The following is a 13,528-nucleotide window of genomic DNA, read 5'->3' on the forward strand; positions in this document are numbered from 1 at the left end:
GGGTCAGGGGCTCGCCATCGAGTACGGGTCGTGCCGGTATGGCGCGACCCACGCAACTTGCCGCGAACTATTTCGGCGCGACCCAGTTTCCGTTGGCGTCGAGTTGGCGATAAGCCTTGAAGTTGTCACCCTCGGCGATCACCGCCATATACACTGCCTTGCTGCGGTCGCCCTTCTCGTTGAACGCGATATCCCCCGTCGCGCCCTTGAAATCCGACACCTTGTGCAAGGCCGCGACGATGTCCGCGCGCTTGGTCGAGCCCGCCGCGGCGATCGCCTTGGCCGTCACCGCCACCGCGTCGTATTCGTAGATCGAGTAGGGTCCGGGATCCGAGCCGAAGGCCTTCTTGTAATCGGCAATGAAGCGCCGCGCTTTCGCGCTCGTCAAGAATTGAGGCAGCGGCGCCGTCGTGCAAATCATGCCCTTGGCTGCCGCGCCGGCCGACCGGATCAACGTGAGGTCCGTCGTCCCGTCGCCGCCCATCATGTATTTGACGGGCAATTTCAATTGCCGTACGTCTCGCGCGATCAGCGCGGCCTCGGGGTAATAGCCCGTGTAGTAGACGACGTCGGGTTTGAGCGCGCCGACGTTCTTCGCGACCTCGGCGTAATCCATTTGGCCCGGCGTCACCGCGTCGTCATAAACCACTTCGAGGCCTTCCTTCTTCAACGCCTGAACGGTATTCTCGGCCAAACCCTTCGAGTAGGTGGTGTTGTCGTTGACGACGGCCACGGACTTGGCATGCAAGACCTCCTTCATGAACTTCGCCGCGAACGGGCCTTGCTCGTCGTCCCTGCCGATCGTTCTGAACGCCTCGCTCCAGCCTTTCTCGGTGAGTTCCGGATTGGTCGAGGCATCCATCACGAAGGCCAGACCCGCTCCGTGGAACACCCGCAACTCGGGTAGCGCGGCGCTCGAACAGTAGCCGCCCGCCACCGCCACGACGCCCTTCTGAACGAGCGCCTGCGCGGCCGTGGCGGCGGCATCGGCATCGCATTTATCGTCTTCGCTCACGAGTTCGATCTTCTTGCCGAGCACGCCGCCTTTCGCATTGATATCGTCAGCCGCGAGTTGAGCGCCGTTCAAGATGTCCTTGCCGGCTCGGGAATAGCTGCCCGACAGCGGCACGGGCACCCCGATCTTGATGGTGTCTTGCGTTTGAGCGTGCGCCGCGCCCGGTACGACCGCCGTCGATACGGCAAGAATGACCGCCGCCAGCGGCGGATGCCGAACCTTCATGTTCTGAGCTCCTTTTGCTTCTTATAAATGAGAGCGCGCACTCGGCCAGCGTTGCAGCGAATATGAAGATGTGGTCGCGGCGCGCGTATCGCAGCTACCCAAGCCATAGCCGGTAGCAATACGCGCGCCGCAGGCACCGAAAGACGATTGCGCCGGTCGCGCCTACCCAGATGATAGGCGGCGCAACGGACAGATCAAGCCGCCGTTCGCGCGAGCGCGGCGGCGGTCGGAAAACCAGGAACGCGTTCAGCGCACGGAGTCGTCGAGCCAGTCGATATCGCCGCAGAGCACGCAAAGGCGTTCGCCGATCCGCACGGCCATCGACAGCGTCACGCAAGGTAGCGCTTCGTTGATCGACAGGTACGGCTTCGTGGCATGAATGCGATCGGGTGCCTCGATGGCCGCGTTGAAATACGGCCGGCGCATCCAGTTGGCCCCTTGCGCGTCGGCCACCGGTGCAAAGCGCGCTTCATGGCCCGCCCTGTCGGCGCGCAAGACGACGTTGCGGCCCGCTTGCCGCCCGTTCTCGTCGAGCAAGAAGCAGCGCGCCGCATGATCGAGGGCGAGGAAATTCCAACAGACCTCCTCGAGCGGCTCGCCTTGCGCGAGGCGCTCACCCGCCCGCCCGAACGCATGCAGGTACGGCGCGAGCCGATTTGCGCGTCCCCGCTCGCGCGCCGCGCTCTCATCGCGGTGCCGCTGCGCGAGGGCCGCGATCCGGTCGCCCGCATACGCGCTATCCGCCGGGCCGGGACTCGGACGTCCGAAGTAAAAGCCCTGGACGAAATCGGTGTCGCACGAAAACGCGAGCTGCGCCTCGTACTCCGTCTCGACGCCTTCGACGAGCACGAGCTTGCCCGCTTCGTGCAGCATCGATACGAACCCGGGCAGAATCGCGGCCGCCTGCGTGCGATGCGCCGCTTGCGACAGCATCATGCGATCGACTTTGACGATATCGGGATCGAGCTGCCAAATGCGCTCGAGGTTCGAATCGCCCGCGCCGAAATCGTCGAGCGCGATCAAAAAGCCTTGCTCCCGAAAGAGCCGCGCCTCCTCGGCCAGCTTATCGAACTCTTCGGCGCGCACGGCCTGCAACTCGATCACGATGCGCCGCGGCGACAAGTTCAAGCGCTCGAGATGCGCCCGAAATGCCGCCGCGTGATACGAGTCCGCCAATGCGCCGGAATGGACGTTCAGGAACAGCCACTCGCGCTCGGCTTTGAGCGACTTGAAGTTCTCCAAGTGCAGGGACTGCGCGAGGCGATCGACATAGTGCAACTCGCCTTGCCGGGCGGCATCGCCGAATACGTCGAGCGGCGGCACCGGCCGATCGAAGATATCGTGCGCGCGCAGCAAACCTTCGTAGCCCACGGCCCGCAGGTGCGACAAACTGAAAATAGGCTGAAAGACACTCGTGAGCGTGAGGTCGCGATGGCGCAGCGCGTAGCGCTGCTGGCCCGATGTCACGTCCGATTCGAGGGCCAGCCCGGCGACGGACTCCTCGCGAACGGGGGTCACCATGGCGACCTCCCGGTACAACCGTTGAGAACGTCGCGAACGTCTCTATCCAAACGACTGCTGAAGCGGCTCCAAGTGCGAAAGGCAAAAGGCATGATCGACGGCTCCCTCGTTTTCTTTATCAGAGTAGTGGCAGCCGTCACTAAAGCAAGCTCCATGCTTGGGCGCGATCCCAGTATCCAAGCGGCTGAGCGGGCGATGGTGCGCCAGGCCGGACCGTTCGTTCGGACACCGCGGGGCGGGCGCGCCGCCACGCAGGGCAGCGCGCACCAGCGCGGTGCATCGCACCGCACGGTGCCCGCGGCGCGCGAGCATCAGAGCACGGGACCGCGCGCGAGTTCGCGCCGCAGCAGGGCATAGAGGATGATCGCGCCGAAGGTGGCGGTGCCGATGCCGCCAAGCGCGAAGCCGCCGATCTGCAACGAGAAATTGCCCGCACCGATCACGAGCGTGACTGCCGCGACGATCAGATTGCGGTTGTCGGAGAAGTCGACTTTGTTGACAACCCAAATGCGCGCGCCCGTCACGGCGATCAGACCGAAGACGACGATCGATACGCCGCCCAGAACAGGGCCCGGGATCGTTTGAATCAGTGCTCCGAACTTGGGGGAGAACCCGAGCACGAGCGCAATGACGGCAGCGACCACGAACACCAGGGTCGAATAGATTTTGGTCACCGCCATCACGCCGATGTTCTCGGCGTAGGTCGTCACGCCGGTGCCGCCCGCAAAACCCGAAACGATCGTGGCGAGACCGTCGCCGACGAACGCCCGGCCGATATACCGATCGAGGTTTTGCCCCGTCATCGCGCTGACGGCTTTGATGTGCCCGAGGTTTTCGGCGACGAGAATCACGGACACGGGAGCCAGCAACAACATGGCGTGCGGATCGAACACCGGCGCCGAAAAACGCGGCAGACCGAACCAGGCGGCATTGGCGACGATCGAAAAATCGATCGGCTTGCCGAGGCCCATGCCGTTGCTGGCGACGGCGTAGATCGCGTAGGCGATGACGAGGCCGACCAGAATCAGCAGGCGCTGCATCATCCCGCGCGCGAACACCGCGACGATGCCGACGCACAGCACCGTGACGACCGCCATCCACGAGTCGAAGGTCGAACCGCTCACGCTTTTGACCGCGATCGGCGCGAGGTTTAGGCCGATGACGGCGACGATCGAACCGGTGACGGCCGGCGGCATGAGCGCCTCGATCCATTTCGTGCCGACTGCGGCCACGATGAGACCGATGACGGCGTAGACGACGCCGCACGCGACGATGCCCCCGAGCGCGACCGGGATGTTCGCGTTGACGCCATGTCCCGCATAGCCGGTCACGGCGATCACGAGCCCGATGAACGAGAAGCTTGAGCCGAGATAGCTCGGTACGCGCCCGCCCACCAGGACGAAGAACAGCAGCGTGCCGATGCCGGACATCAAGATGCACAGGTTCGGATCGAAACCCATGAGCAGCGGAGCAAGCACGGTCGAACCGAACATCGCGACGACGTGCTGCACGCCCATGGCGAACGTCTGCGGCCACGGCAAGCGCTCGTCGGGCGCGACGACGCGTCCCTCGGCGGCGCGCGGCGCGACGCGCCAGCGCGGAAAGTAGGATTCGGCCATGCTGGTTGGGCTCCTTCTCGCGGGGTGGAAATATCGCACCGCCTCATTCGGGCGGCGCATTGGAATCACGCGCGAGTTTAAGGAGGGCAATAAGCGGTGACAAGCCTGTCCAACACTAGAGAGAGGCGCACCGCGGCCGAAGTCCGGATAAACGGACGCATGGGACTAAGGGTCATACCCAATGGCCCTACCGTCGCGGTACGGCGCGCCCCATTCGCCCCGTTCGCACCGGATGACGCGATAGCGGCCAATCTCGCTTTCGTCGGCGAATCGCCGGAAGATGTTCATGGGCTCGCACCGCACCCCGCATGTGAATGCGTCGAAGAACGCGCGGCCTTCGCGTGGATAGGTATGCAGCGACACATGCGACTCCGACAGCAGCAGCAATACCGTTACACCCATTGGCTCGAACGCGTGCTGGATCGTGCCCAGCACCGTCGTGCCCTCGGCGCGCGCAGCCCGCGTCAAGGCGCGAACCAGCGCGCTGGCGTCGTTCAGCACATCTGCCCTCGTATCGGCAATGTCGACGAGCACATGACGCCCATACGCGAGATGGACCGATTCGAGGTCATCCATGCTTGACCGCCGTATTCGCTGATCCGAGGTAGCCCACCGCGACGACGATGACGCCGATCACCGAGATGCCGATGCCAACGGGCGCGACGACCGAAAGCGCGCCGGCGAACGCGCCCGACATCGCTTCGCCGGTATTGGCGAGCGTCGAAAAGAGGCTGAAGTTTTTGCCGACGTTCTCTTGCGTGGAGAGGCGCTGGATGTTCGTCGGCAAGACAACGTCGACGAACGCGCCGATCGCGCCGAGTGCGAAGCATCCCGCGAGCGTTGCAACGGCGCTCACGGCGCATAGCGGCAAAAGCGCCAGCACGAACCCGTAGCAGCGCCAATAGTTCATCAAGCTCGACGTGCTGAAATCGCGCGAGAGCGCACCGCAGAGGAACGCGCCGGCCACCGCGCCGAGCGCGAGAAAGCTCATCGCATAGCCGATCACGCTATCCGCGAAACCCTCGGCTTTGAGCATCGTCGGAATGAGCACTCGGAGCGCAGCGCCGACGAACAAAATGCAAAGCGCGGAGTAACCGATCGTCACGAACAGATCGCGCCGAGTCAGCGCCGCCCTGAGGTTAGCCGCGAAGTCGCGATACAACGCGCGCAACGCGATCGAGCCCATACCGCCTGCCGAAACGGCGGCTCCACTGTTTGGCGGCGCATCGATCGCATGCCGGATACAGAACGCGGATATCAGATACGTCGCCGCATCGATGACGAGGATGTTGCCGGGACCGGCCACGACGTAAAGCAACGTGCCGCCGAGCGCCGGTCCGAGAAATCCGCCTGCTTCGACCACGGTTTGCGTGGCCGCGTTGGCCGCCGGCAAATGCTCGGCGCGCACGAGCGACGGGATCGCCCCTTGAAACGCGGGTTGGAATACCGTACGGAGCGCGGTCATCGCCATGCCGATGAGCGCGAGCGAGACAGGCCCCAAGCGCCCGGCCGACAGTAGCCAGCACAACCCTAACGTTATGGCCATCCGCGCGAGATCGGCGAAGACCATGAGCGATCGACGCGGCCAGCGGTCCGATAATGCCCCGCCGAGAGGTCCTAGAACCACATAGGGGATGAATCGAAAGAAATAGATCGCCCCCGACGCGGCCACGTTCGCGTGCGTGACGTGCAGAACCGTGATGATGAAGACGAACTCGTGAATGCCGTCGCCGGCTTGCGACAGGAAATGGCCTGTCAACAAGACGGAAAACCGGTGCTCCTTGCGCAGCATGGCGAGCATCGTCACTCCTAGGCCGCGGCAACGGGGACGATCGGAAACAGAAGCTCGCGCTTCGAGAAACGGCGCCCGCGATCTTTGAGTTTGTCGATGACCATGCCGTTCATCAGCAGTTGGTCGGCGTGCGGCATCAAGAAATACATCAGGTTGACGTACCAGTACCAGCCGAGCTTGGTGAGCGACAGACTCGTCTCGTCCTCGACCACGAGCGCCTCTTGCTTGACGCGTTCCAATTTTTCCAATACCTCAGGATGCACCTCGTCCCATCGCACGTGCCGCTTTTCGACGCGGCCGTGATAGGGCAAGCGCAGCACGAGCGGGCGGGCATAGTCGAGGGCGCGCTCGTGCATGCTCGTTTCGCACGGAATGCGGCCTTGCGAGATTGCGTCGCGGTAGACCTTCTTGCTGTGGGTCTGGGTCATGACGTGGCCCATCGTCGAGCTGATCGCATTGACGCCGAAGCCCATCAGGTCGTAGTCGTGATAGCCGTAGACATGCTCGTGGTAGACGAAGGAATACGCCTCGCTGACGACTTGCTCTCTTTCGCCGGTCCGGAAATACCCATGACCGTTGTGCGGTGCGAAGCCCGCGTGACGCATGGTTTGATCGACGAGAAGGTTCATGGCGAACTTGCGCATCGCGGAGGTGGGTGCGGCGCCGGCCCGGGCGAGCTTTTCGTGCAGCCCGACTTGCGTGACGACGTTGTCGATCGGATAGATGTCCACGTTCGTCGTTTCGAGGGCGATGGCCGCTTGCAAGTCGGCCATCAGTTCGTCTTCGTCCTGCCCGCTCATGCCGTAGAGGATGTCGAACGTTTGATACGGGAAACGCTGCTTGAGCAGCGCGGCGGCGGCGCCGATTTGATCGAGCGTGGCCGTCAGATCGAACATATCGCGCCATTTCGGGGAGAAGGTCTGCAGGCCGAAGCGCGGATGCGTGACGCCGATCTCGCGCATGGCGTCGGCGCGTTCCGCCGTCAGACTCTTCACCTCCACCTCGAATGAAAATTCGCGCAGACGCGACAGGTCGAACGTTTCCCGAATCGACGCGCCGATGCGCGCGATCTGCTCGGGATCGAGCAAGCTCGGCGTGCCGCCGCCGAAGAAAATCGCCGCCACGGGCACTTGCTTCAGATCGATCAAATCCGCTTTCAGGCGAATTTCGGCGAGCAGCGTCTCGACGTATTCGTCGATGACTGCCCGGTTCGTATAACGCCCCCGCGTGAAGGGACAAAAGTTGCAAATGGTGTCGCAAAACGGAATGTGGAAATACAGGGCACGCGAGCGCACGTGGCGCGCCGCCTCGGCCCAAACGCGCGGCACCGTATCGTGCGCGCGCGCCTTGCCTTGGTTCGGAAAAAAGAAGTTGTAGATCGGAAATTGGCGATCGAATTTGACAAGCGACCGGCCTGACAGCAGTTGCATGCGGTTCTCCGTTTCGAAGGGGGTTGCCCCCCTTCTTCTTATCTACGCTGATCGATCGGATTACCAGCCGCCCATTTTGACCGGTAGGAGCGCGGTGGCGGGAGCTTCGAAGTAGACCAAGATGTCTTCCATTTGGAGTCCTAATTGTCGAGGTGCAGGAAACCTCCTGCGGGATGCAGGCACGAACGCCGGCATTCGGTTACGCGGCAGCGAGCGTTACAGCCGCGAAAGCGGTAACGGGAACGAGACGAAGAATTCGCGCCCCGCTCCCAAAAAGAGAGATTTATCTTGTCCGAGATAATTTAATCGAGCCGGTGGATGCGGCGAACCCATCGAGCCTGCTAGCTTGCGCACAGGCAATGAGATGGGGAGGCGGTCGGATATTCGGAAGAAGCGCGAAGCGGAACGATCGTCCGGTCCGGCATGGGAGATGGGGCAGCGCGAAATTCGGCGCGCCGGCCGATGGCGCCCGCAAGGGTGCGGGCGCGGCTATCGCTTAACGTTGCCCGTGCTTGGCTTGCCAGTCTTTCATGAATTCGATCTCGCGACGCTGGCTCGCGACGATGCGCGCGGCCAGGCGTTTCAGTTGAGGATCTTTGCCGTACTTCGCCTCGACCTCGGCCATATCGACGGCGCCTTGATGGTGAGGAATCATGTGCGAGACGAAGTCCTCGTCCGCGTTGCCTGTGTAGGCTTGGCCCTGCATCGATTTCATCATGCGCTCGTCGGCGGCCTTGAAGGCGGCCGTGGAATCGCCGGCGGCGCCTTGACTGCCTGCCGGCGCCGACTGCGCCTCGGCCATGCTGCTCGGGCGGGCCATCGACGCCGCTTGCTGGGCCGAGGCCGGCAGCGGCACCGCGATCAGCGCGGCAACGGCCATGACGGCCAATGAAGATCCGATCTTGCTTGCGCGATACATGCGACATTCCTCCTTCTGAGCCAACACAGTGAAGAACGAGCGGTGCGGGCAGCATGCGCGCCCGCGGCCGCCTCGATGCAGCCGTGCAGCAAGTTGGATGCCGATGCGCGCGGCCGGCGCATTGCGCGCCGGCTTCGGAATCAATACGCCATCAGGTCTTTGTAGTTTTGCGGCGTGATGAGCTTGAACGGGATATCGACCGAGCGGGGGGCATTGGGTTGCCCCTTCTTCATCGAGATCGCGAGATCCACGGCGGCGATGCCTTGGCCCTTGGCATCCTGATAGACGGTTGCCTTCATCGCACCGCGGTCCATCTGTGCGAGCGCATCGGGTGTGGCATCCACGCCCATGATGAAGATACTGTTCGCCGCGCGCCCCGCCTTTTGCAGCGCGATGACCGCGCCGATCGCCATCTCGTCGTTATTGGAGATGATCGCATCGAACTTTTTGCCCTGCGCGAGCCAACCCGACGTAATCGCGATGGCCTTCTCGCGCGACCAATCACCCACTTCCTCGGCGACGAGATGCATGCCCGGATTGCGCGCGAGGACTTCCTTCACCCCAGCGGTACGGGCCACGGCCGCGTCGGTGCTCAACTGTCCGACCAGCACGGCCACATCGCCTTTGCCGTTCAATTGTTGCGCCGCGTAGTCGCCCTCGATACGGCCCGCCAAGATGTCCTGCGACCCCACGTAACCCATGTTGTCGGTCAGCGGCTCGCCCGGCTTCCGGTTGACGTAGACCAGCGGCACGCCGGCATCGCGCACGGTCTTGGTCATCGTCGCCGTGGCCTTCGAATCCACGGGCAAGATCACGATCGCATCGAGATGCTCGTTCGCGATCATCGAGGCGACTTCGCTATCTTGCCGCTTCTGGTCCGAATGACCGTCTGCGAAAACCGGCTTCCAACCTTGTTTGCGCGCCTCTTTCGACATCGCCTCGCGTAGCAGCGTGGGAAAGTTGTCGTCGAATTCGGCCATCGCGATGCCGATTCTCGGCTTCGCGCTTTCGTTCGTCTCGGCCCGGACGGGGAGGGCCCCGCAAGCGGCCCAGACGGTAAGCGCCATCATGCCCGCGCTAAGGCGGCGGATCGATTTCATGCTGCATTCACCCGGAACACCGCGACCAGCGAAGCGAGGCGGTCGGCTTGATCGCGCAGCGACGAGGCAGCCGAGGCCGACTCTTCCACGAGCGCGGCATTTTGCTGCGTCGTTTCGTCGATATGGACGACCGCTTCGCGCACTTGCACGAGGTCGCGTTGCTGCGCTTGCGACGCGTCGGCGATCTCGCCGATCAGCGCGCTCACGTGCCGTACCGCTTCGATGATGTCGTTCATCGCCCCGCCCGCCTCGCTCACGAGCTGACCGCCCGCATCGACGATGCCGACCGACGATTCGATCAACTCCTTGATTTCCTTGGCCGCGGCGGCCGAACGTTGCGCCAGGGCGCGCACTTCGCTCGCCACCACGGCGAAGCCGCGGCCCTGCTCGCCCGCGCGTGCCGCCTCGACCGCGGCGTTCAGCGCGAGGATGTTCGTTTGGAACGCGATGCCGTCGATCACGCCGATGATGTCGTTGATCTTGCTCGAGGAAGCCGTGATTTCGTTCATGCTCGTCACGACGCCCGACACGATATTGCCGCCGCGCTCCGCCGCGTTGAACGCTTGCTGCGCCAACTCGTTGACTTGCAGCGCGGTCTCGGTCGATTGCGAGGCCGAGCTGCCCAGTTGATCCATATACGTAGCCGTTTGCTGCACGCTGAGCGCGACCTTTTCGGTACGCGAGCTCAAGTCCAGATTACCGGCCGCGATCTCGCTCGATGCGGTATTCACCGATTCGACGCCGTCGCGCACTTCGGCGATCAGCTTGCGCAACCGATCCGACATTTCGGACAACGAACGAATGACGAGCGCGACTTCATCGTTGCCTTGAGGCCGAATGTTGACCGTCAGGTCGCCGCCCGCGACCGTCTGCGCGAACTTCACGGCCGCATGCAGCGGCACGCTGATCGCGCGCGCGACGAGCGTCATCAGCAGCGCCGCGATCGCCACGGCCACCATCACCGCGATTGCGATCAATACGAGCGATCGGTGCGCGGCACCGGTAGCATCGTTGCCCGCTTGCGTTGCCGCGTCCTGGCTCGCGTTGGCGAGTTGCGACAGATCGGCCGTGAACCGCTCGAAGCTCTTCGCGCTGTCTTGCATGATGATCGCGCGCGCCGCATTGGGCGAAGCATTGTCGACCTCGTTTTGCAGGTTCGCATCGAGCGACAGGTAATTGCGCCACTCGGCGCTTGCGTGTTCATAGGTCGCGCGGTCGGCGTCGCCGAGTTGCAGCTCGCCAAAGGCCTTGAGCTGCGCCGACATCGCTTCGATGCTGCGCTTGAGCCCGGGCGCGACTTGGTCGCGTTGGTCCCAGCGCACGAGGATGTAGGCGAATTCTTCGTTGCGCACGGTGGCCGCGAGTTGCGCCATCCGTTGCGCCTGCACGGCCGTGGGCATCCACTTGCCGCTGATCGCACCGCTTTGCGAGGCAATGCGCGCGATCTGCGCGGCGCCGAAAGCGCCGACCAGCAATAGGCTGGCCAATGCGACGGCGAGCACGATCTGCAGCTTGCGTGCTACAGACACCTGAGAAAGAGCGTTCATAGATCCAAAAAGTCCGCGTGTATTGACGTGAAACAAGTGCTTCACGGACTTCTTATCGGCTACATTGCCGGTTTGCCTTAGTGTCGTACGCGTCTTTTTTAATCAGCGACGGACCCTCGCCCGCCGGGGCCTGTCGCGTTCGATCGGCGATCGGGGACTAGGCGAACCACCCGGCGACCGCACCGGCAACACCCGCAACGCAGACGCAGGCCACGCACAGGCATACCGTCACTCGATAGGCGCCGCGCAGACGATAGGCGGCCGGCAGGGCGACGATCGCCAGCACGATCAGCGGACCGACGACGAAAGGCAAGAGCAGCGCGTTGACGACTTGCGCGGCCACGTTGACCGATACGAGATCGGGTTCGAGCCAGACGAGGCCGGCGCTGACGGCGACCGCCGCCGCGTAGACGCCGTAAAACCACGGCGCGCGATGCGGCCGCGCTTGGAGCGAAGCCCGATGACCGGTCACTTCGCTCAAGCCCCACGCCAGCGCCAGCGAACAGACGATCGCCGCCACCAGGGAAGCCCCGAGTACGCCGACGCTGAAGATGAACCGGCCGGCCTCCTCTCCCGCGACGCCGAAAAACGCGACGGCGATTTCGCCGACGTTGCGCAAGCCTAGGGATCCGGCGCGCGCGGACAACGACGACGCCGCCGCGACTAGAACGGCGCCCGTCAGGGCCTGGGTCAAGACGGCGCCAAGCGCGGTTTCGATGCGTGCGGAACGCTCGTCGGACAAGGTCCGCTGCTCGTCGGCGATCGCCGCTTGCTGATAGAAGATCATCCAAGGATTGAACGAGGCCCCGATCAGCGCCGCGGCGAGATAGACGAGTTGCGGATGACCGAGCGGCCAGTCGCGGGCTTCGCGTGCAAGCCGTGGCCAGTCCGGCCGCGCGTGCCAAGCAACGGCGAAGAAGGCGAGTTCGGCCAAGCCGATCAGCATGGCGACGCGATCGACGCGCTCGTGCGATCCGGTGCATACGAGCGCCAAGAGCAATGCCGCGGCCAAGGAAAGCGAAGCCGCGCGCGGCACGCCGTACATCTCGCCGATGCCGGCGATACCCGTGAACTCCGTCACGAGCGAGCTCAGCACGGCTACGACGAGCGCGATCGCCGCCAAGGCGGCCCACCCCCGTCCGAAGCGCTCACGAACGAGCGCGCCGTATCCCCGGCCGCTTGCGATGCCGAGCCGCACGCACAGCGCTTGCACCATGTAGAGCGGAACCGCCAGCACAAGCAACAAGGGCAAGAAGCGGATGCCCCACTGCGCGCCGCTTTGGGCGGCGGCAACGACGTTGCCGGCGTCGCAGTCCGCGAGCATGACGAGCAAACCGGGGCCCCATCCCGCGAGCGTGCGGCAGGTCTTGCGAAAGCTGGCGGCAAGTGGCGACAGTTGCGGCATGGCTAGACAGGGGCGCTCACCGGGCAAGGCGTGTGAGCACGGGACGGCGGCAAAGCGTGCACTCTATCACTCGAGCGCCGGCTCGGTCTCGAGCCCTGCCCAGCTCACGCTCGAGACCCCTTTCTCCATGCTCAACCGGCTGGCCAACTGTTCGAGCTTCGATTGGTCTTTGGGATGGATGCGCAGGGTCGCCGTCACCTCGATACGGTGCGGCTGCTCCGGCACGTCGCGACTCAGGAGACTCTGAAACGAGAGCGGCGCTGACGACATCGGATTGCACAGGATCGCGCGCACGTGGATCTCATCTTCCTCGCGGCAGACCACGGTCAGCACGTATTGCCGCACGAGGTCGGCCGCCGAAACGGGCGTCGCGTTGATCGTCCGGCTGACTTCGCGCAGCACCGTATTGGTGATGAGCACGATGACCGTTCCGGCCACGGCGGGCGCGTAAAAACCCGAGCCGCACAGCACGCCGACGGCGGCCGAACACCAGAGCGTCGCAGCGGTATTGATACCTTGCACGGAGCCCTTCTCGCGCATGATGACGCCGCCGCCGAGAAACCCCACTCCCGAGACGACATAAGACGCGATCCGAGTCACACCGTCCGCGCCGTTGCCGGCGAGCATCCCAAGCGTGACGAATAGCGCCGCGCCGCTCGCGACCAGCGTAATCGTGCGCAACCCCGCCGTACGCTGACGAATCTGACGCTCCAAGCCGATGGCCACGCCGCAGCCGAATGCGGCCAATAGCCGCCAAACGAAATCGGAAATCATATGCACCACTTCAATGAGATGTTGCGCGCGTCCAGGCTCGACGAACCGGAGGCGGCATGCGTCCATGCGAGCCGGGGCCCGCAACGAAGCCTCGGCGCATGCGCAAGAGCGCACGCGCCGAAACGCTGAAAGGGTGCACGTGGAATATGACGAAGACGCGCACCGCCCCGCTGAAAGCGGG

At 63.9% G+C, this 13,528-nt stretch carries 11 protein-coding genes; all 11 read right to left on the bottom strand.

Translation table 11 applies throughout. From position 1 onward, the window contains the following. Positions 1-67: 67 nt before the first annotated feature. The 11 genes from DXT59_RS23415 to DXT59_RS23465 all read right to left on the bottom strand — a co-directional run bounded on the left by DXT59_RS23415 (position 68) and on the right by DXT59_RS23465 (position 13,347). A complete protein-coding gene (locus DXT59_RS23415) occupies positions 68-1,240 on the bottom strand; it encodes a branched-chain amino acid ABC transporter substrate-binding protein (RefSeq protein WP_116139670.1) in 1,173 nt (390 codons plus the stop codon). 246 nt (positions 1,241-1,486) lie between these two features. Beyond that, positions 1,487-2,761, bottom strand: coding sequence for an EAL domain-containing protein (locus DXT59_RS23420; RefSeq protein WP_116139672.1), 1,275 nt, complete (start codon positions 2,759-2,761; stop codon positions 1,487-1,489). Between the two features lie 311 nt (positions 2,762-3,072). After that, on the bottom strand, positions 3,073-4,380 hold the full coding sequence (locus DXT59_RS23425) for a solute carrier family 23 protein (RefSeq protein ID WP_116139674.1): 1,308 nt from the start codon (positions 4,378-4,380) through the stop codon (positions 3,073-3,075). 165 nt (positions 4,381-4,545) lie between these two features. Then, complete coding sequence (gene speD, locus DXT59_RS23430) at positions 4,546-4,956, bottom strand: adenosylmethionine decarboxylase (protein WP_116139677.1); 411 nt, start codon at positions 4,954-4,956, stop codon at positions 4,546-4,548. Beyond that, a complete protein-coding gene (locus DXT59_RS23435; protein ID WP_116139866.1) occupies positions 4,949-6,181 on the bottom strand; it encodes an MFS transporter in 1,233 nt (410 codons plus the stop codon). The genes speD and DXT59_RS23435 overlap by 8 nt, the downstream gene beginning before the upstream one ends. Positions 6,182-6,189: 8 nt before the next feature. Next, positions 6,190-7,602, bottom strand: coding sequence for a coproporphyrinogen-III oxidase family protein (locus DXT59_RS23440; RefSeq protein ID WP_116139679.1), 1,413 nt, complete (start codon positions 7,600-7,602; stop codon positions 6,190-6,192). A 496-nt stretch (positions 7,603-8,098) separates the two neighbouring features. Next, entirely contained in the window at positions 8,099-8,521 is a 423-nt protein-coding gene (gene copM, locus DXT59_RS23445; RefSeq protein WP_116139868.1) for a CopM family metallochaperone, read from the bottom strand. A 140-nt stretch (positions 8,522-8,661) separates the two neighbouring features. Then, positions 8,662-9,621, bottom strand: coding sequence for a sugar ABC transporter substrate-binding protein (locus DXT59_RS23450; RefSeq protein WP_116139681.1), 960 nt, complete (start codon positions 9,619-9,621; stop codon positions 8,662-8,664). Then, positions 9,618-11,168, bottom strand: a complete 1,551-nt coding sequence (locus DXT59_RS23455; RefSeq protein WP_116139683.1) for a methyl-accepting chemotaxis protein — start codon at positions 11,166-11,168, stop codon at positions 9,618-9,620. The genes DXT59_RS23450 and DXT59_RS23455 overlap by 4 nt, the downstream gene beginning before the upstream one ends. A gap of 157 nt (positions 11,169-11,325) precedes the next feature. After that, on the bottom strand, positions 11,326-12,573 hold the full coding sequence (locus DXT59_RS23460; RefSeq protein ID WP_116139686.1) for an NRAMP family divalent metal transporter: 1,248 nt from the start codon (positions 12,571-12,573) through the stop codon (positions 11,326-11,328). A 66-nt stretch (positions 12,574-12,639) separates the two neighbouring features. Continuing rightward, a complete protein-coding gene (locus tag DXT59_RS23465; protein ID WP_116139870.1) occupies positions 12,640-13,347 on the bottom strand; it encodes an MgtC/SapB family protein in 708 nt (235 codons plus the stop codon). Between the last annotated feature and the right edge of the window lie 181 nt (positions 13,348-13,528).

It is taken from the genome of Trinickia diaoshuihuensis (assembly GCF_003390925.1).
Classification (GTDB): Bacteria; Pseudomonadota; Gammaproteobacteria; order Burkholderiales; family Burkholderiaceae; genus Trinickia; species Trinickia diaoshuihuensis.